The following is a 20,170-nucleotide window of genomic DNA, read 5'->3' as shown; positions in this document are numbered from 1 at the left end:
TTTTATTTGTTATGATGGAAATAAAAAAACCGAAGCGTTTAAACTTCGGTCTCAAATATTTTTAAAAAATTATTGACTTAAAACTCCGCACTCTTAGGATACCTTGGAAAAGGAATCACATCCCTGATATTTCCCATGCCAGTAACAAACTGTACCAAACGCTCAAAGCCTAAACCAAAACCTGCATGCGGACAAGCACCAAACTTTCTTGTATCTAAATACCACCACAATTCTTCAGCGGGTATGTGCATCTCTTCCATGCGTTTTAATAATTTATCCATGCGTTCTTCTCTTTGGCTACCACCTACAATTTCACCAATGCCCGGAGCAAGAATATCCATTGCAGCAACGGTTTGTCTGCCGGGTTCGCAATTATCATTCTGGCGCATGTAAAAAGCTTTTATCTCCGCAGGATAATCAGTAAGTATCACTGGTTTTTTAAAATGCTTTTCTACTAAATATCTTTCATGTTCACTTTGCAGGTCAACCCCCCATTTATCAACTAAGTATTGAAACTTTTTCTTTTTATTATGATTGCTCTCTCTTAAAATTTCAATTGCTTCGGTATAAGTCAAACGTTGAAAATCATTATCGACTACAAAGTTCAATTTATCCATCAGGCCTAATTCACTGCGGTCGTTTTGTGGTTTTTGTTTTTCTTCTTCTTCCAAACGTTGGGCTAAAAATTCAAGATCTTCTTTATTGTGCTCCATAGCATGTTTAATCACATACTTGATGAACTCTTCTGCAAGATTCATGTTATCTTCCAGGTCATTAAACGCCACCTCTGGTTCAATCATCCAGAATTCAGCAAGGTGTCTTGTGGTATTACTGTTTTCTGCACGAAAAGTTGGTCCGAAAGTATAAATATCACTGAAAGCCATAGCCGCTAATTCACCTTCTAATTGTCCGCTTACAGTAAGGTTGGTACTGCGGCCAAAAAAATCTTCTTTATAATTGATAGAACCATCTTCATTTTTGGGAGCGGTACCATCTAATGGCAAAGCTGTTACTTTAAACATTTCACCGGCACCTTCAGCATCACTTGCAGTAATGATGGGTGTATGTAAATAAACAAACCCTTTATCATTAAAGAATTTGTGTATCGCAAATGCCAATGCATGGCGCACACGAAACACAGCACTGAATGTGTTGGTGCGGAAACGCAAGTGAGCAATCTCTCTTAAAAACTCCAGGCTATGTTTTTTAGGTTGCAAAGGAAATTTTTCAGCATCACTGTCGCCTAAAATTTCAATTTCAGTGGCTTTTAATTCTACTTTTTGTCCTTTACCTAAAGAAGTAATTACTTCACCCGTTGCTTTAATACAAGCACCGGTAGTCAGGCGTTTTAACAGGGCATCATCAAACTTACCCAGTTCAGCAACAATTTGAATATTATTATTGGTACTGCCATCATTCAACGCAATAAACTGGTTGTTGCGAAAGGTACGCACCCAACCCATTACTGTAGCCTGGTAATTGGCTTTATCACTGGCTAATAATTCTTTGATCCTGGTTCTTTTATTAAACATAAATTCTATTTGTGGAGTGCAAAGATAAGCCACAGAAGGAGTTTTGGCCACAGATTCCACAAATTACACAGAAGAAAAAGCGAAAAAACCGAATAGAAATTTATTTAATTATAAACCGTTTCTCCATCCGGAAGTTAATTTGTGAAATTTGTGCAATCTGTGGCTAACTCAAAAAATTTTTCAGTTTTTGTAAAAAACGCCGTAATATTGCACTGGAATCCAACTGATAAGGTCTATCCAATCGTTTGCTTCATCAGCTACTCATATTCCATCAACTATAAATTCTCATTTTCATTTTTCAGATTTAAGACGGCTTTTTTGAAGAAATTATTTTCAACTTTTTATGTACGATATTTCACAACTGAACGACCTGCTCGTTCCTGAATTGCTTGATATTGCAGATCATTTAACAATCTCTAACGCAAAAAAATTAAATAAGCAGGATTTGATAACACAGATCCTGGATAAACAATCCCTTATGAGCACAGCAAAAAACGAAGAGGAAAAACCTAAGCGTAAACGCATCATTAAACCTGCCGCCGACGCTGCACCTGCGCAAGCTCCAACACCCGAACCTAAAAAGGAAGTAGCGCCAAAAGCAAAAAAACATGAACCTGAAAAAAGACAACAGGTTAAAAAAGCAGCTGAAGAAACTGAACAGGAAGAAACAGAAGACCTGCAACCGATAACGAGTGAGCAAAGTACCATTCCCGCTGCTATTGCACAAATGCTGCAGGCAGAAGATGGTGATATACAATTGCCGGAAATGACACTGGAGGAAGAAAAACCACAACCAAACAAACCTTTTCAGCAACGCCGTGACCAGCCTTCTTTCAATATAGAATTTGATGGTGTTATCCTGGGCGAAGGCGTTTTGGAAATGATGCCTGACGGTTACGGATTTTTACGCAGCAGCGATTACAACTATTTGTCTTCTCCCGATGATATTTATGTTTCTCCATCCCAGATAAAATTATTTGGTTTAAAAACAGGTGATACGGTTTACGGAAGTGTTCGTCCGCCAAAAGAAGGTGAAAAATATTTTGCTTTATTAAAAGTAGATACGATCAACGGTAAACGTCCGGATGAAGTAAGAGACCGTGTACCTTTCGATTACCTGACACCGTTATTTCCTTTTGAAAAATTAAATCTTTGCACCCGTTCAGATAATTACAGCACCAGGATAATGGACCTGTTTACACCGATTGGTAAAGGGCAGCGTGGATTGATTGTTGCCCAGCCAAAAACGGGTAAAACCATGTTGCTGAAAGAACTGGCCAATGCCATTGCAGAAAACCATCCTGAATGTTATTTAATGATCGTTCTGGTAGATGAAAGGCCGGAAGAGGTTACCGATATGGAACGTAGCGTAAGAGCAGAAGTAATTGCTTCTACCTTTGATGAACCTGCAGATAAACATGTAAAAGTAAGCACCATCGCTTTGCAAAAAGCAAAACGTTTGGTAGAGTGCGGCCACGATGTGGTGATATTATTAGATAGCATTACCCGTTTGGCAAGAGCACATAACACTGTTGCACCAAGCAGCGGTAAAGTATTAAGTGGTGGTGTGGAAGCCAATGCAATGCAAAAGCCAAAACAATTTTTTGGTGCAGCACGTAAAATAGAAAATGGAGGATCACTTACTATTATTGCAACGGCATTAGTAGATACCGGTAGTAAAATGGATGAGGTGATCTTTGAAGAATTTAAAGGTACCGGTAACATGGAATTACAACTGGAACGTAAATTATCTAACCGCAGAATTTATCCTGCTATCGATATCGTTGCATCTTCTACAAGGCGTGATGATTTGTTGTTAGACAAAGATACTTTCCAGCGTATGTGGGTATTGCGTAAACACATGGCTGATATGAATCCTGAAGAAGCGATCAATACTTTGCTGAAGAATATGAGAGGCACGAAGGATAATGCGGAGTTTCTTACTTCAATGAATGGATAAGGGATTAAAGAATAATTGATAATGAAATAATGTATAATTAGCCTCCAGTTTGTTGGGGGCTTTTTTCTTTTATAAAAAACATTATTATTCCGGCGAGCAACATTGATCCTCCTCCTACAAGCATGATATAAATCGTTGCTCCATTAAAAAAATGTTTGCTGATATAACCCAATAAAAACGCTGCAGTTACCTGGGGAATTACTACTGAAAAATTAAATACGGCAAAATAAGTTACCATTTTTTCTTCGGGTGCAATGCTGCTGATAATGCTGTAAGGTATATTGCCAATACTGCTCCATGCAATGCCAATAAAACTAAACGAAAGTAATAGCAGGTATTTTTCTTTTATAAAAAACAACAGCAGCAAACCAATTCCTCCAATCAATAATGCAAAGGCATGCAGTTTTTGTTTAGAGATATGCTGTACCATTTTAGGAATAGCAAATGCTAAAAATGCAGCCAGTGTACTGTAGAATGCAAAACAAATTCCTACCCAGGTAACACCGGTTTCAAAAGCCGGGCTCTCAGCATCAGTGCTATTAAAAACATAACGGGTAATAACCGGTGTGGCGTAGATCCACAATGCAAATAAAGCCAGCCAGGTAAAAAACTGTACCACAAAAAGCGGCAGCAGGTGTTTCAATATTTTTATCATGGTAATAAATATAGTTTAGTTTTTTGTTTGTGTAACTTAGGGCCTGATAAATGCCTGTACAAAAAATAACGATAGAAGAGTTTTTACAATTAGCCAGACAGCATCCTGTTTTTGATGTTCGCAGCCCTGGCGAATATGTGCATGCGCATATACCCGGTGCTATCAGCCTTCCCTTATTTACTGATGAAGAAAGAAAAGTTGTGGGCACTGCTTATAAACAACAAAGTAAACAAGCCGCTATAAAAATCGGTCTCGACTATTTTGGTGTTAAGATGAGAGGAATGGTGGAGCAGGTAGAATCGCTGATGGTTGGTCGTAAATCATTGGCCGGAAATGCAACCGAGACGACCAACGACCAGCATCTGACGAACATCGTTTTGGTTCATTGCTGGCGTGGTGGCATGCGTAGTGCAGGCGTAGCCTGGCTTTTAGACCTGTATGGCTTTAAAGTGTATACCTTAACCGGCGGATACAAAGTGTACCGTAAATGGGTATTGGCACAATTTGAAAAAGATCATGCTTTTAAAATAATTGGTGGCTATACCGGTAGCGGAAAAACATTGGTATTGCATCAACTGGCACAACAACAGGAAGCTGTGATTGACCTGGAAGCATTGGCACATCATAAAGGCTCGGCATTTGGGGCGCTGGGAGAAGCAGCACAGCCTAAGCAGGAGATGTTTGAAAATTTGCTGGCACAACGATTGGCTGTTGCTGGTTGGCCGTTGGCCGGAGAAAATGCCATATCAACGACCAACAATCAACGACCAACCTGTATTTGGTTGGAAGATGAAAGCCAGCGTATTGGCAACCTCCAGATACCTATGCCGCTTTGGTACACCATGCGTAAAAGCCCCGTTTATTTTTTAGATATCCCTTTTGAAGAACGGTTGCATTATATCACTGAAGAATACGGTAAATTTAAAAAGGAGGAACTGGTAACTGCTATCATGCGCATACAAAAACGCCTGGGTGGGCTGGAAACTAAAAATGCCATCAATCACCTGCTGGAGAACGATCATAAAGCCTGTTTCGGGATTTTACTGGCTTATTATGACAAATTATACCAAAAAGCCCTTGAAAACAGGGAAAATCTTTCAACATTACTAAATAAAATACCCTGTTCAGGCGTTGATACAGCTACCAATACCCAAAATATTTTAGCATGTCAAATCGTAAGTATATAAGTTTTGTTTTTTGTCTGTTATGCACCTCGCTGCACCTTGCAGCACAACAAAGATCTACAGAAGATATGGATATTACTGGCCTGTGGAGAGGTTTTATGTATAACGATACCACTCAGAAAAATTTCCGTTACGAAGTTGCTATCAGTGAAGAGAAAGGGAAACTATTCGGCTATTCCCATACTTTTTTTATTATAGGCGATAAAGAATACTCTGGTGTAAAAAAATTAAAGATCAAACGGGACGGAAATGAGATCACTACCGAAGACGTGGACCTGATTGCCAATAACTACCCGGAGAAACCACCTAAAGGGATACACATGAAAAATGTACTCACCTTTACATTAAAAGATACAGTGATGATATTAAGTGGCTTGTTCACCACAAATACCACAAGATTTTTTAGTCGCAATACCGGCTATGTACATGTAGAAAGAAAAAGAGACTATAGCCAGAGCGCACTTGTACCACATTTGCAGGAACTGGGATTAGTAAAAAACCTCTCCTTCCTTAAAGAAGAAAATAATCCACCGTCAGACGAAACAATAGCTGTGTTAAAACCCATGCAATCTGAAGAAGAGGAACAATTAATTGTAACAGCAGCAAAAAAACAGGAAACCGATAATAATATTAAACCTGCTACTGCAGTTGTAAAAACATCATTGCCAAAAATACCGGAACCGGTTGTTGTAAAACCTGTGGTACAAAAACCTGCGGAACCAGTTGTTGCAAAAGTTGCCCCTCCTAAAACAACAGAACAGCCCGTAACTAAAAAACCTGAAGCCGTTGTTGTTAATAAACCTGCGCCGCCTAAAACAGAAGCGCCTGTTGTAAAAGTACCTCCTGTAAAAGTTGTAGAAACTGTTGCTGCACCACCGGTGGTAGCTAAAAAATCAGAACCAGTGGATCCTTTAGCGGCCATTGATGCCAGCAAAAGAAAAGTTGAAAACATACAGGCATTATATTTTAAATCGGATAGTTTACAACTGATACTTTATGATAATGGTGAAGTGGATGGCGATACCGTGAGTGTAATTATGAATGGTACAGTGATTATGCCAAGAGTTGGCCTGAGCACTAATGCAGTTAAAAAAACAATTGATACCAAAGATGCCGGCGATAGCATCCAGATAGTAATGTATGCAGAATCATTAGGTACATTGCCCCCCAATACAGGCCTGTTAATTGTGTACGATGGTAAGGACCGCTATGAAATAAGATTTAGTGGCGATATGCAAAAAAGTTCGGGTATTGTTTTCAGGAGAAGAAAAGAGTAGCCAAAGATTACACGGATTTTCACGAATTATTTTCTCTCAATAAGAAAGAGCTTCATACAAATTGAAGCTCTTTTGTTTTACTGCCTTTATCCGTGTTAATTGGTGTAATCCGTGGCAAAAAAACTTCTAAGCCGCAGGCTTATGAATTCCTAACTTAGCAGAATGGATACAATAAAGCTCACCCAATATTCTCATGGTGCAGGTTGCGGTTGTAAAATATCGCCCAAAATATTAGACGAAATATTAGCCAGCAATTTTGCCATGCCCGATGATAACAAACTGATTGTTGGTAATCATAGTAAAGATGATGCGGCAGTATATGATTTAGATAATGGCATCGCCTTAATTTCCACCACCGATTTTTTTATGCCCATTGTAGATGATCCGTTTGAGTTTGGCAGGATTGCTTCGGCTAATGCTATCAGTGATATTTATGCCATGGGCGGAAAACCAATTTTAGCCATTGCTATTTTAGGTTGGCCTGTTAATATTTTACCACCCGCTATAGCACAAAAAGTAATTGAAGGCAGCCGCAGTATTTGTAAAGAAGCCGGTATTCCCCTAGCGGGCGGACATAGTATTGATTCTCCCGAACCTATTTTTGGGTTAGCGGTAAATGGTTTGGTATCTATTGAAAATATCAAACAGAATAACCAGGCCAGAGAAGGCAATGTATTATTTTTAACCAAACCATTAGGCGTTGGTATTTTAACAACGGCAGAAAAAAAAGGCATTTTAAAAGAGGAACATATTGGCATTGCCGCAAAGCAAATGATGCAGCTGAATAAAGTGGGTGAAACGCTCAGCAAATTAAAAGGCGTTACTGCTATGACAGATGTTACCGGTTTTGGACTTCTGGGCCATTTGGTAGAAATGGCTGAAGGCAGTGGATTGAGTGCTGTGATTGATTTTGAAAAAGTGCCCGTGATCATCAGGGATATAAAAAATTATGTCGATCAGAAATCTGTACCCGGTGGTACTAACCGCAACTGGGATAGTTATGGTGAAAAAATCGGGCCATTAACAGACTATCAAAAAGCAATACTGGCCGATCCTCAAACCAGTGGTGGATTATTAATTGCTGCAGATAAAAATTCGATAGCAGATGTACAGGAAATATTATCACAAAACGGGTTGGGGAAATTTATAAATCCTATTGGTACAATAATTACACAACAGGAAAAAATTGTTTCGATTGCTTAAAAGCAAATGACTAAAATTCTACTTTTATGAGAAGCGTATTTATAAGCGTACTTTTAATTCTTATTGCAGCTACCGTAGCTTTATCTCTTTTTGTGTCAGTTAATTTTTGGTGGCTGGCCGGTTTTTTTATTGCCGTATTTTGTTTGGGAGTATATGATATGCTGCAAACACACCACAGCGTAATGCGTAATTTTCCATTGTTTGGCAGAGCAAGATGGTTAATGGAATATCTGCGTCCTAAGTTATACCAATACTTTATTGAAAGCGATACAGACGGCAGGCCTATTAACAGGATAGACAGAAGTACTATTTACCAGAGGGCCAAAAAGCAAACAGACAGTATGCCTTTTGGTACGCAACTGGATGTGTATGCAGAAGGTTACGAATGGATGACCCATAGCATCGCACCGTTAAATTTTGATAAAATCAATCATGATCCACGGGTGGTGATTGGTAATAAGGATTGCAAACAGCCTTACAGTGCCAGCATATTTAATGTAAGTGCTATGAGCTTTGGCAGCCTGAGTTATGCAGCCATAGAAGCATTGAATGCTGGTGCAAAAATTGGTGGTTTTGCACATAATACCGGCGAAGGTGGCCTTAGCCCTTATCATTTAAAACATGGCGGTGATATTATCTGGCAAATAGGGACAGGATATTTTTCGGCAAGAACAGCTGATGGCAATTTTTCACCTGAAGCTTTTCAAAAAAATGCTACTTTACCACAGGTAAAAATGATTGAATTAAAATTATCGCAAGGTGCTAAACCAGGCCATGGTGGTATTTTGCCTGCAGCAAAGAATACGCCTGAAATTGCCGCTATTCGTTTAGTAACGCCTAACACTACCGTGTATTCGCCACCGTATCATTCCGCATTCAATTCTCCAAAAGGGTTGATACTATTTATACAACAGTTAAAACAACTGAGTGGGGGAAAACCTGTTGGCTTTAAATTATGCATTGGCCATAAAAGCGAATTCATTGGTATTTGCAAAGCGATGATTGAACTGGATAGTTATCCCGATTTTATTACGGTAGATGGCGGCGAAGGAGGTACTGGTGCTGCACCACAGGAATTCAGTAATTATGTTGGCGCCCCTTTAATGGACGGACTTGCTTTTGTACATAACATGCTGATGGGATTTAATATCCGCCAGCACATAAAAATTATTGCCAGTGGTAAAGTGCTCAGTGGTTTTCATTTGATAAGAGCCATGGCTTTAGGTGCAGACACCTGCAATTCTGCAAGGGCAATGATGATGGCCCTGGGTTGTATACAGGCTTTACAATGCAATACCAATAAATGCCCCACTGGTGTTGCTACACAAGACAAAGGGCTTGTAAAAGGATTAGTGATTGATGATAAAAAACAAAGGGTGGCAAATTATCACGAAGACACGGTAAAAACTTTTGTGGAATTATTGGGTGCGGCAGGTATTGCGGATTGTGGTAAACTTACCCGCAGTCATATTTACCGCCGGGTGTTTATGAATGAGGTGAGAACGTTTGAAGATATTTACCCAAGTTGTGAAACCGGCTCTTTTATAAACGGAAAAGTACCGGAAAAATATGTACATGATATTGAAAGAGCTTCAGCGGAAAAATGGAATTAGGAAAAAATCAGCAAGCCTTATAACCTAATAAAATTATATTAAAGAAGCCAGGTTCCTAAAACCTGGCTTCTTTTTAAAAGTGAGCTTATAAATCAAATATGATCGCTAAAGTAATTTATCAATCTTTTCTGCCAGTTTTTTGTCTTTTTCTGTCACAATATCGCCGGCATCGTGAGTGCTTAACCAAATCTCTACTTTATTATACACATTGGTCCATAAAGGATGATGGTCCATTTTTTCTGCTTCAATAGCCACTCTTGTCATAAATGCAAAAGCTTCAGAAAAGTTTTTGAATTCAAATTTTTTATAGAGCGTATTATTTTCTTCTTTCCACATAAAAAGTAATTGATAATTGGTTAATGAATAATTGATAATTTTTTAAGGATAAATAGACTTACAGTTCTTGAATGATCTGTGAATTGAAAACATTATGAATTATTCACTATAACATTATCCATTAAAAAATCAGGTGCTGCTTATGTTTTATCTTTTCATTCGTCATTTCGTTCACCAGTTGCACGCCAGGTAAAGAACGTATGGATTGCATCAGAGATTTTAATTCTTCCGGTGATACCGCTTCTCCTTTTATCAACCACAAAAAATCAAGGTGTTTAAATTCAGGCAATAAATATTCCCCATCAAACTGGTTGTTGTATAAATAATGTACCAGGCAGGTAGAAGGTACAGCGTATTCGTAAATGGCAAAGAAATATTTACGGTCTTTCTTGGTCAGCTGAATTTCAAAATCGTTATTCACCCGAAAATTAAAACCCAGTATCTGGTTCAGTTGCCAGCTAAACTGGTAATCTTTAACGGGTGCAACAATACCTAGTAACAAAGAGTCTTCAAAAAACTCCTGCGCTAAGGTTTCGTTGTCAATTTTTAATTTCATTTTTATAGTAATACCAATTTAAAAAACAATATCAAACAACAACTCTTCATTCCCCCTCTTCACTTTTACCTTTGTTGCATCGCCTTTATTAAATTTACCCAATGCACCCATATAACTTTGTACATCAGAAAATTTTATATCACCTAACTGTACAATAATATCTCCCGCTTTAATGCCAATCTTCTGTGCCATTTTTCCTTCGCTAACACCATCTACCCTAACTCCGCCGCCACTAAAAGTATAATCCGGCATAATACCCAGGCTTACTTTAAAACTGTTTTTACCTGTTGCAGCAGCTTCTCTTGTTTTAGTAAAAGCTAATTTCCCTTTTTTATTAGCGGCATCTATAATGTTGTACACATATTTTACTACCTGTAATTCGCCGGTATAATTAATCTTGTCGGCATCATCACTGGGTTTATGATAATCACTGTGCACACCGGTAAAGAAAAATAATACCGGAATATCTTTCCTGTAAAAAGATGTATGATCACTTGGCCCGGTACCGCTGCTGTCAAATTTTATGGTAAAGAATTTATCTTTTTCGGTAAGTAATTGCCCCCACACCGGCGAAGTGCCATAACCGCCAATGGTTAAGCCGTGTGTACTGTCATTTAACCGGCCCACCATGTCCATATTGATCATGTAATTGGCATTACTTAAATCAATAGCCGGATGCTCTGTAAAATATTTACTGCCAAACAGTCCCAGTTCTTCACCAGAAAAAGAAACAAACAAATAATTGTTGTTTTTAAACTTTGATGCTTTTAATAATTTACTCAGCTCAAGTAATGCAGCAGTGCCACTGGCATTATCATCAGCGCCATTATGTATTTGTGGCGTGGTACCGGTATATAATGAGTTATGGTCTTCTCCATAACCCAAATGATCGTAATGAGCACCAAGAATTACTGTTGTAGCAGCGCCGTTATCGATGTAGCCAACAATATTATGCCCCATTCTTTTTTTATCACCAATATCTACTTTCAGTTTAATGTCTATAGTAGCCGTTTCATCATACAAATATTTTTTCTTGATGTTTTGAGTAACATACAACACCGGAATTTTTACCAGTTCGCTTTTTGCTTTGGGTTCAAATTTTAAATCATCAGCAATAGAAGATGTATTATAAATGATCAATCCTGTTGCGCCCTTAGTGGCAACATCATTTACTTTTATTTTTATAGCATCCGTTAAATCAAAATGCGGATTAGTTTTATTTTCTTCCAGTTTATCCTTCAGATCCCAGAACCATACGGTACCACTTTCTCTTAAAGCCATGGATGGTGCTGCTTCTAAAGATGCATTAGGTGAAAAAATAAAAGGGAAATATTCTTTTTCCACATCAAGGTCGAAACCATTTATAATTAAATGAGAAGAAGGATTGATCTGTTTGCCTTCGTTTACTTCAAATGCCTGTATAAATGTTCCGTTATCGCCTTTGGGTGTTAAGCCTGTTTTACCAAACTCGCCACTGATATATTCATAGGCTAATTTTTCTCCGGCGCTTCCGGTTCTCCGGCCTTCTAATTTATCGTCGGCTAAAAAACCTATATGGGTTTGTAAATTGGTTACAATAACTTTATCTGCCTTCTTTAATTTTTGCGCAGCAACAAACTGGGAGGTTAAAACAACGAGCCAGACAATACGTTTCATGTGTTTATTTTTATTGATTTTAGTCACATGGAATTCGCCAGTAGCATTTTTGTTTGGCAACAACTTTTGTTATGGCTCATTTCATACTAAATTTTTAATGAGATGGAGCAAAGGTAATTCAGCTAATGACTAAATGATTAAATAATATATCAAATTATTGCTAAAAGCCTTGTTTCTTATTTCGTAACCGCAAACCATTTAATGATGTTAATTTTGCAGCATCCAAATTTTGAGCAAAAAGTTAAACATAGCATTAGTAGGCAATCCTAACTGCGGAAAGACTTCACTTTTTAATGCCCTTACCGGCTTAAATCAAAAAGTGGGTAATTTTCCTGGTGTTACTGTAGATAAGAAAACCGGCACTACCAATATTGCTCCCGGTTTTGATGTTACTATTATTGATTTACCCGGTACTTACAGCCTTTATCCCAAACGGGCAGACGAATGGGTGGCCTACAAAGTTTTACTAAACCAGGATGAAACCGTAAAGCCGGATATGGTTTTACTGGTGGCAGATGCCAGCAACCTTAAGCGTAATCTTTTATTCTGTTCCCAGATCATTGACCTAAAAATTCCGGTGGTAGTGGCTTTGTCGATGATGGACCTGGCAGCTAAAAAAGGAACCCAGATTGATATTCCGGGCCTTGAAAGAGAATTAGGAGTGCCCATTGTTTCCATCAATCCAAGAAAAAACAAAGGCATTGCGCCACTTAAAAAATCGATTGAACTGGTAGCTGAAAAAATGCAACAGAATGCCCCAAGGGATTTTATAGATATCAGTGCTATTGCCGAAGCGCCTGTTACCGCATTAAAAAAGCATTTTCCGGAATTCAGTAATTACAGAACAGTACATTATTTAATTAACCATGAACATTTTTTGCTGGATAACCCAACGCAGGAACTGATTGAAAATATTGAGGCAGAGCATAAATTTAATCCTACCAGAACGCAGGCCGAAGAAATTATGCAGCGTTATGGACGCATTAAGCATATTATGCAGCAAACGGTTATAGAAGCCGATCCGCTGCAAAGAACTTTGTTTACCGAAAAACTGGATAATATTTTATTACACAAATACTGGGGCTATATCATTTTATTGTCCGTGTTATTCTTATTATTTCAAAGTGTTTTTTGGGTGGCGCAATACCCTATGGATGCTATTGAATGGATATTCGGACAACTCGGCGGTTGGCTGGGCAATCATTTATCCCAAACCTGGTGGAGTGACCTGTTAATTAATGGCGTTGTAGCAGGCCTGAGTGGTATATTGGTTTTTATTCCGCAGATAATGATATTGTTTGGGCTGATAACATTGTTGGAAGATACCGGCTACATGGCAAGGATAAGTTTTTTAACTGATAAGCTCATGCGTAAGGTGGGCCTGAATGGAAAAAGTGTAATGCCGATGATCAGTGGTTTTGCATGTGCCGTACCAGCTATAATGAGCGCCAGGAATATTGAAAATAAAAAAGAAAGACTACTCACCATAATGGTAACGCCATTGATGAGCTGCAGCGCAAGATTGCCCGTATACACTATATTAATTGCATTAATTATCCCTTCTAAATTATACTTTGGCTTTTTGAGTTTGCAAGGTTTGGTAATGATGGGATTGTATTTATTAGGTACTGTAATGGCTTTGATTGTGGCCTGGGTGTTAAAGTGGTTTATTAAAACAACCGAACGCAGTTTTTTTATTTTAGAACTACCGGTGTACCGTGGGCCAAGATGGAGCAATGCCCTGGCCACCATGATTGAAAAAGCAAAAATATTTGTGTTTGATGCCGGTAAAGTAATTATGGTGATAAGCCTGTTATTATGGGCTTTAAGTACTTACGGGCCTAAAGAAAAAATGCAGGCCGTTACCACCAAATACGAACAACTGATTGTTGCAAACCCTTCGCAGGCTAATGAATTAAATAAGCAACGGAAAACAGCTTTATTACAAAACTCTTTTGCCGGCACTTTGGGTAAAGCGATTGAACCAGCAATAAGGCCACTGGGCTACGATTGGAAAATTGGTATTGCTTTAATTACTTCTTTTGCCGCAAGAGAAGTTTTTGTAGGCACCATGGCCACCTTATATAGTGTGGGAGAAGATGCTGATGCCAACAACAGCACACTGCGCCAGAAAATGTCTGCAGCTGTAAGGCCCGATGGTACCAAAGTTTATGATCTTGCTACAGGATTATCACTATTAATATTTTATGTACTGGCCATGCAATGCATGAGCACACTCGCCATTGTAAAAAGAGAAACCCGTAGCTGGAAATGGCCGGTGATACAATTGATCTATATGACCGGCTTGGCGTATTTTATGAGCTGGCTGGTATATGTGCTGGTAAAATAGGCAGAATACCTGGTTTTCGTTTTTCATTTACAACATAAAAACTGCTTTTCACCCTTCTTAATCTTTCATTTGAGGAATTAATTAAATATAGTTTTTTCTGCTTTCTACTTTTATTAAACAAATCAGGAAGCAATGAAAAAAGCAGTATTTGATTTAAAAGTCATAATTACAGTAGCTATAATTTTTTTTAGCACCGGTTTTTGTCGTGCACAAACATTTACAATAAAAGGCCGGGTATTTGATGCGGCACTTAAAACTCCTTTACAAAATGCAACAGTTATATTAAAATCTCATGCCGACAGGTTATTTTATAAAACAGAAATTACTGATACAGCAGGTGCTTACGTAATACCATTTTCCCGGGCCGGCTTCTATACAATTGAAGTAGCTTTTACCGGCCATACCACTCAGGTTAAAGATTCTGTATTTATAGATGAAGAGCACGCTGTTATTGATGCAATTTACCTGGCCATAGCAGTTAAAGATTTAAAAGGCGTAACAGTAAAGGCAAAGCCGCCTTATCTTATGCTTAAGTCTGATAAGATCGTTTTAAACATAGCTCAAAGCCCGGTAGCTTCCGGGGGAAATGCTTACGATGCTTTAAAAAATGCTCCGGGAATTATAGCACAGGGCGATCAACTGAATTTCAGAGGAAAATCAATAACTGTTTTGATAAATGGCCGCCCCTCTAATCTCACCGGCGATGACCTGGTAAATATGCTTAACAACCTGCAGGCATCAGGCATCGAAAAAATAGAAATTTTGCCTAATCCTTCTTCAAAATATGAAGCTACGGGAGCAGCTGTGGTAAATATTATTTTAGTTAAAAACAAATCTTTTGGAACCAGCTATGTACTTACAACCGGCATTGGAACCGGTAAATATCTAAGAGCTAATACGGGTATTGACTTTAATAACCGGAATAAAAAAACCAATATTTACGGAGGATACAGTTTTAATCACGAAGCCCAGTTTTATAAAACCACCGGTGTGCGGTACGTAAGTAACGGCATCATTTCTTCTGATGAAGAAGAAGTACGCAAAAGAAATAACAATGCAGCTAAGCTTGGTTTAGATTATGATATCAATAAGAAAAACAGTTTTGGTATTTTAATTACAGGGTACATTAATTACCGTGACAGAGATGTTACCAATACCGCTTCGTTGCATTATGCCACCAATACTGCTGATTCCGTTTCAAAAGTATTTACAACAGGAAGAGCTGTATTTAAAAACCCGGCTGTTAACTTCTACTACAAAACCATACTTGATACAACCGGCAAGGAATTGATAATTAATGCCGACTATCTCAATTATAATAAAACCTGGAGCGATGATTTTATAAACCGGTATTATAATGCCTATGGTGAAGAATATATAAATCCCGATTACTTAAAAGATAACTCACCCGCCAATATAAATGTATACTCATTAACAGCAGACTACACATTACCTGCTAAAAAAGCCAAATGGGAAATGGGTGTTAAAACCGGGTATACCATTACGGATAATGATATTGTATGGCAAACAAATACGGGTACGGGCTGGAAAACTGATGCCGGAAAAACCAATCACTTTATTTATAAAGAAAATGTAAATGCTGCTTATGTAAATTATATACGCAGTATAAAAAAATGGAACATACAAACAGGGCTGAGAATAGAGCAAACCAATACCGTAGGAAAGTTGGTAACAATACAGCAGTTAAATAAAAAAAGCTATATCGATTTTTTCCCTTTTGTTCAGGCATCGTTTACAAAAAATCCCAATAATGAATTCGGGTTCAGTTACAGGAAAAGTATACAACGTTTTGGTTTTGAGTTTGTAAACCCGTTCATTGTTTATCAGAATCAATACGCATACAGTAAGGGTAATCCTGACTTAGATCCGCAGATTAATCATGCTTTTTCAATAAGCTATTCATTAAAACAAAGCCTTACTATGGGTATTGAATACTCACACTCGGTAAAATCACTGGGCGTAAGTTATGCATCACAAAATAATGTTACGGTTTCAAGCTATGCTAATTTTAAAGGTTCAGATGTGGGTTATCTCTACCTCAACTATTCAAAAAAATTATTGCAGGTGTGGCAAATGAATGCCAATGTGTATGGTGGGTATTTTAAGTATAATGTAAACACAAGCTCCTATACACAGCACCAAAGCCAAAACCCGTTTTATGGTATACAGCTAAGCAATAACCTGGTTTTTAAGAAAGGGCTTACTGCAGACTGTTCCATTGCATACCGCAGCACATTGGTTTCAGGCATATTTGAAATGAAACCTTATTACTATGCAGACGCAGGTTTGGCAAAAAGCTTTTTGAAAAGCAAACTGTTGTTCAAACTATCTGTATCCGATGTTTTAAATACACAGGTTATAAAGATGCATACCGATTACCAGGGAGTGGTTTCAGATAAAAAAGTAAAACCCGAAAGCTGGTTCTTAAAATTGACCTGCCGGTACAGTTTCGGAAATAAAAATGTAAGAAGCAAAAGAGAGCGACAATCAAAATTATCCGATATAAAAAACAGAATTAATTAACAACAAAAAAATAATATGAAAAAGCTAATAACTCTTGCGGCTACCCTACTGTATATACTTACAGTAACAGCACAAAAAATACCATTGCAAAATACTAATTTATGGAGGGTTAGCGGTAACGGAATAACAGAGAGTTCCTTTATTTATCTTACCGGTAAAAGCTGTGATCAAAACCTGAAACTTGATGAAAAATCAAAAGACGCTTTAAATAAGGTAAAGACAGTAATAGTGGAATATGATTTATATGGAAGTAAAGATGCCGGGAAACTGGCCAGGGCAAATTTTGCCACTGCCGATTCTCAGAAAATAAAAAATAATCTCTCTGCCGGCCAGGTATCAGCCTTTGAGAATAAACTTAAAGATGCCGGCTACCCGGCACAGGCATTACCGCAACTTCAGGCGTATAAACTGAATATGATTTATTATATGCTTGCTTCGGTTGCAGGGCCATGCGGTACCGAAAGCCAGGGACTTGCTTATGAAATAGACTTACGTTCTATAGCAAAAAAAACCAATAAGGAATTTGCCGCACTGCAAAGTATTGATGATGTTTTAGCTGAATCAGGAAAAACAGATAACTATTACTGGAAAAAAAATATCAGTTACCTGCTGGATAATGAAGACAAAGTTAAGGCGCAATATAAACAGGAGGCTAATTTATACCAGGCCAGGGATATAAAAGAATTGCAACAATTATACAATAACAACCCGCTGTTTATGCAGTTGTATAAAACCGATATACAGAAACAGCATGTTTTTTTTGTGGCAGATAAAATTGAGCAGGCGCTTAAAGCAGGACCAGGGTTTTTCTCGATACAGTTTTCCAATATTGTTTACAGCGATTTTTCTGTTTTTGAAATACTGGCAGCAAAAGGATATACCATCACCCCGGTTTTAAATTAATGCTGTAGAAATTAAAATAAAGACGTAAAAATTAAAAGTAACAAACATGAAACCGAAACAATTACAAACGAAGCTGCAACTGAAAAAGCAAGCGGTCTCTAATTTGACAAATCCGCAGTTAAATAATATTAAAGGGGGTAATGAAGAAGCATGGACTACTTCAAAAAGAGCATGTACCGGATTTTTATGTTGTGAACCACCACCAACGATCAATTGCAGTTTTACAGATTGTACAGCCTGCTTTACAACAACGATTACAATTTAGTACCTGAAAAATTTTTAAAAATACAGCAATGAAACAAAACCCGAATAAAGGAAGATTAAAGTTAAAGAAACAAGCAGTTTACAATTTAACAGCTACAGCATTGCATAGTATTAAAGGTGGCAATGAAGAAGCCTTGACCACATCAAAAAGAGCATGTACGGGAATTTTTTGTTGTGAGCCGCAAACAGATGCCTGTCCAACAAATCTCACGTGTACAACTATTTGCACAACAATATTCTTGTAAAGGTCATTTAAAAGCATACAAACTTAAAAATTATGAAGCCAGATCTTATCAAAAGCAAACTGCAACTTAAAAAGCAGGCCATTTCAAATTTATCTAATGTGGAATTGAGAATGGTAAACGGCGGAGTAGCAGAAGCAAGAACAACTTCTGTGGGCAATTGTACAGGTTTTTTCTGTTGCGAACCACCACCGACTGCTACATGTACATGTAATCTGGCCTGCGACAGCACTATCTATCCTACATACACACAGTAGTACCTCATTAAATATACACTTTTATTAAATCATACAATATGAAAGAAATTAAAACCAAAAGCAAGCTGCAACTTAAAAAGCAAGCCATTTGCAATTTATCCAATAGTGAATTAAAAGCTATCAATGGCGGTATAGGAGACCAGGTAACAGAAACCCGGGTAACATTTTGTTGTTCGCAAACCTGTGGAGAGTGTACCACTACATTAACTACAATAACTGAAACTATTGTCACAATCACCCTTTTATAAAACAGGATAACCAGGTTTCCGAAAAATCAGTACAACATAAAACCTTCAACCATGAAACAAGATCAGTCAAAAGGAAAGCTGCAGCTTAAAAAGCAGGCCATTTCAAATCTTTCCTTACATGAGATGAAAACTATTAAAGGCGGTGCAGGTGATGGAGATGCTACCACCTCTTCACAGATTCTTTGTTTTACCTGGTGCCTTACTCATACAATATATGATTGTGCAACCCTGTTTACCTGTACCATTTCTGTGAACTGATAAAAAGTATAGCATTCAAAATATTTCTTTGGCCAAAAGGAAGAAGGGGAATCCGAAAACCTTAATAACAGAGTAGGAAATTATTAAAAATCAAAACCGACAAACATGAAACCAAATCCGGTTAAAGGCAAACTGCAACTTAAAAAGCAGGCTGTTTCAAATTTAACTCACGCTGAATTAAGCACCGTTAAAGGCGGAGTAGCAGAAGCCTGGACAACATCAATTGGAAATTGTACAGGCTTTATGTGTTGTACCGCATCACAAACCTGCGGCACACAGTTATGTACTGTAAACCTTTGCCTTTCATTAATTACAACCTTAGCTTAAGGATTGCAGTATTGAAACAAAGGTTTTTTCAATGTTGAAATTATCCCCGGCATAAAGCCACACCGATATGTCGGGGTATAATTTAACCGGTTTAAAATTTATAAAAGTTGTGTTTTGGCAAAATTTACAAACATGGAACCGAATCAAACCAAAAGCAAACTGCAATTAAAAAAACAAGCAGTTTCAAATTTGTCAAATGCAGATTTAAACACTATTAAAGGTGGTGCACAAGAAGCCTGGACCACATCTATCGGAAATTGTACAGGCTTTGCATGCTGTGGCGAAACACAAACCTGCACCACTGCTCTTTGTACAGTAAGCCTATGTACTATTATCATTACAATTATCCTGTAATGAGGTAGTTTAAACATCGCAGGGTATAACAAAAATTGTCCCCGGCATGAGCCTGATTTATGCCGGGGTATAATTAAATTTTTAAAATCAAAAAATGCCGCATTGGTCAAGGGGTTAAGACGCATTCCTTTCACGAATGAATCACAGGTTCGATTCCTGTATGTGGTACAAAATTTTTCTCCTTAAAAATTTAACATGAAAACCGGAAATCAAAAAATTAAACTGGGTAAAAAAACTATTTACAACCTTTCCAGCAAGGGCCTGGCAAAAATAAAAGGAGGTGATGCTACCTGGACGATAACTACAACCCTGGCTTCAATGTTTGAGCAAACCTGCAAGTGCACATTTCCACCAAAGTGTACTTCTGAAAATGGAATTATGTAAAAAGGAAACAGGGGGTAAAAAAATCCCCCGGCCAATAAAAGCCAGGGGGCATGTTTATAACAAGGTT

The 20,170-nt window shown here is 37.9% G+C and carries 21 protein-coding genes and 1 tRNA gene; 17 read left to right on the top strand and 5 right to left on the bottom strand.

Annotation, left to right across the window (positions count from 1 at the left end):
* Positions 1–77 precede the first annotated feature (77 nt).
* Entirely contained in the window at positions 78–1,532 is a 1,455-nt protein-coding gene (gene asnS, locus ACQ334_RS20035; RefSeq protein WP_430990047.1) for an asparagine--tRNA ligase, read from the bottom strand.
* Positions 1,533–1,875: 343 nt separating this feature from the next.
* On the opposite strand from asnS, the gene rho reads away from it, so the two are divergent.
* Positions 1,876–3,492: a transcription termination factor Rho gene (gene rho / locus ACQ334_RS20030; protein ID WP_430990046.1), complete on the top strand. Its 1,617-nt coding sequence runs from the start codon at positions 1,876–1,878 to the stop codon at positions 3,490–3,492.
* A gap of 37 nt (positions 3,493–3,529) precedes the next feature.
* Here the strand turns inward: rho and ACQ334_RS20025 are convergent, their stop codons facing one another.
* Positions 3,530–4,147, bottom strand: a complete 618-nt coding sequence (locus ACQ334_RS20025) for an MFS transporter (protein WP_430990045.1) — start codon at positions 4,145–4,147, stop codon at positions 3,530–3,532.
* A 50-nt stretch (positions 4,148–4,197) separates the two neighbouring features.
* Here ACQ334_RS20025 and mnmH point away from each other — a divergent pair, with 50 nt between their 5' ends.
* From mnmH to ACQ334_RS20005, 4 genes are all read left to right on the top strand, one after another.
* Positions 4,198–5,334 (top strand): tRNA 2-selenouridine(34) synthase MnmH, encoded by a 1,137-nt coding sequence (mnmH, locus tag ACQ334_RS20020; protein ID WP_430990044.1) that lies wholly within the window; start codon positions 4,198–4,200, stop codon positions 5,332–5,334.
* Positions 5,313–6,608, top strand: coding sequence for a hypothetical protein (locus ACQ334_RS20015; protein ID WP_430990043.1), 1,296 nt, complete (start codon positions 5,313–5,315; stop codon positions 6,606–6,608). Before mnmH ends, ACQ334_RS20015 begins: the two co-directional genes overlap by 22 nt.
* Before the next feature lie 162 nt (positions 6,609–6,770).
* On the top strand, positions 6,771–7,811 hold the full coding sequence (gene selD, locus ACQ334_RS20010) for a selenide, water dikinase SelD (RefSeq protein ID WP_430990042.1): 1,041 nt from the start codon (positions 6,771–6,773) through the stop codon (positions 7,809–7,811).
* Between the two features lie 26 nt (positions 7,812–7,837).
* Positions 7,838–9,424, top strand: a complete 1,587-nt coding sequence (locus tag ACQ334_RS20005; RefSeq protein WP_430990041.1) for an FMN-binding glutamate synthase family protein — start codon at positions 7,838–7,840, stop codon at positions 9,422–9,424.
* A gap of 105 nt (positions 9,425–9,529) precedes the next feature.
* Here the strand turns inward: ACQ334_RS20005 and ACQ334_RS20000 are convergent, their stop codons facing one another.
* From ACQ334_RS20000 to ACQ334_RS19990, 3 genes are all read right to left on the bottom strand, one after another.
* Positions 9,530–9,760, bottom strand: coding sequence for a 4a-hydroxytetrahydrobiopterin dehydratase (locus ACQ334_RS20000; protein WP_430990040.1), 231 nt, complete (start codon positions 9,758–9,760; stop codon positions 9,530–9,532).
* Between the two features lie 121 nt (positions 9,761–9,881).
* Positions 9,882–10,316 (bottom strand): IPExxxVDY family protein, encoded by a 435-nt coding sequence (locus tag ACQ334_RS19995; protein ID WP_430990039.1) that lies wholly within the window; start codon positions 10,314–10,316, stop codon positions 9,882–9,884.
* Positions 10,317–10,334: 18 nt separating this feature from the next.
* Positions 10,335–11,972 (bottom strand): M28 family peptidase, encoded by a 1,638-nt coding sequence (locus ACQ334_RS19990; RefSeq protein WP_430990038.1) that lies wholly within the window; start codon positions 11,970–11,972, stop codon positions 10,335–10,337.
* Between the two features lie 229 nt (positions 11,973–12,201).
* On the opposite strand from ACQ334_RS19990, the gene feoB reads away from it, so the two are divergent.
* The 12 genes from feoB (at position 12,202) to ACQ334_RS19930 (ending at position 20,103) form a co-directional block, all read left to right on the top strand.
* Positions 12,202–14,322: a ferrous iron transport protein B gene (gene feoB / locus ACQ334_RS19985; protein WP_430990037.1), complete on the top strand. Its 2,121-nt coding sequence runs from the start codon at positions 12,202–12,204 to the stop codon at positions 14,320–14,322.
* A 132-nt stretch (positions 14,323–14,454) separates the two neighbouring features.
* The gene (locus ACQ334_RS19980) at positions 14,455–16,866 is read left to right on the top strand and encodes an outer membrane beta-barrel protein (protein ID WP_430990036.1); all 2,412 of its coding nucleotides are present in this window, start codon (positions 14,455–14,457) and stop codon (positions 16,864–16,866) included.
* Positions 16,867–16,881: 15 nt separating this feature from the next.
* Positions 16,882–17,769 carry a TraB/GumN family protein gene (locus ACQ334_RS19975; RefSeq protein WP_430990035.1) on the top strand — a complete coding sequence of 296 codons (888 nt, stop codon included), beginning with the start codon at positions 16,882–16,884 and terminating at the stop codon, positions 17,767–17,769.
* A gap of 46 nt (positions 17,770–17,815) precedes the next feature.
* Complete coding sequence (locus ACQ334_RS19970; RefSeq protein WP_430990034.1) at positions 17,816–18,034, top strand: class I lanthipeptide; 219 nt, start codon at positions 17,816–17,818, stop codon at positions 18,032–18,034.
* 28 nt (positions 18,035–18,062) lie between these two features.
* Complete coding sequence (locus tag ACQ334_RS19965) at positions 18,063–18,278, top strand: hypothetical protein (RefSeq protein WP_430990033.1); 216 nt, start codon at positions 18,063–18,065, stop codon at positions 18,276–18,278.
* Between the two features lie 32 nt (positions 18,279–18,310).
* Positions 18,311–18,532, top strand: coding sequence for a class I lanthipeptide (locus tag ACQ334_RS19960; RefSeq protein ID WP_430990032.1), 222 nt, complete (start codon positions 18,311–18,313; stop codon positions 18,530–18,532).
* 38 nt (positions 18,533–18,570) lie between these two features.
* The gene (locus ACQ334_RS19955; protein ID WP_430990031.1) at positions 18,571–18,780 is read left to right on the top strand and encodes a class I lanthipeptide; all 210 of its coding nucleotides are present in this window, start codon (positions 18,571–18,573) and stop codon (positions 18,778–18,780) included.
* Positions 18,781–18,831: 51 nt separating this feature from the next.
* Complete coding sequence (locus ACQ334_RS19950) at positions 18,832–19,038, top strand: class I lanthipeptide (RefSeq protein WP_430990030.1); 207 nt, start codon at positions 18,832–18,834, stop codon at positions 19,036–19,038.
* Between the two features lie 105 nt (positions 19,039–19,143).
* Complete coding sequence (locus ACQ334_RS19945) at positions 19,144–19,365, top strand: class I lanthipeptide (protein WP_430990029.1); 222 nt, start codon at positions 19,144–19,146, stop codon at positions 19,363–19,365.
* Between the two features lie 132 nt (positions 19,366–19,497).
* Positions 19,498–19,719 (top strand): class I lanthipeptide, encoded by a 222-nt coding sequence (locus ACQ334_RS19940; protein WP_430990028.1) that lies wholly within the window; start codon positions 19,498–19,500, stop codon positions 19,717–19,719.
* A gap of 96 nt (positions 19,720–19,815) precedes the next feature.
* Positions 19,816–19,887 (top strand) — tRNA-Glu (locus ACQ334_RS19935).
* A gap of 27 nt (positions 19,888–19,914) precedes the next feature.
* On the top strand, positions 19,915–20,103 hold the full coding sequence (locus ACQ334_RS19930; protein ID WP_430990027.1) for a hypothetical protein: 189 nt from the start codon (positions 19,915–19,917) through the stop codon (positions 20,101–20,103).
* Positions 20,104–20,170: the final 67 nt, after the last annotated feature.

Source organism: Ferruginibacter sp. SUN106 (genome assembly GCF_050611765.1).
Lineage (GTDB): Bacteria > Bacteroidota > Bacteroidia > Chitinophagales > Chitinophagaceae > Ferruginibacter.
This window is presented reverse-complemented; position numbering and strand designations above follow the sequence as displayed.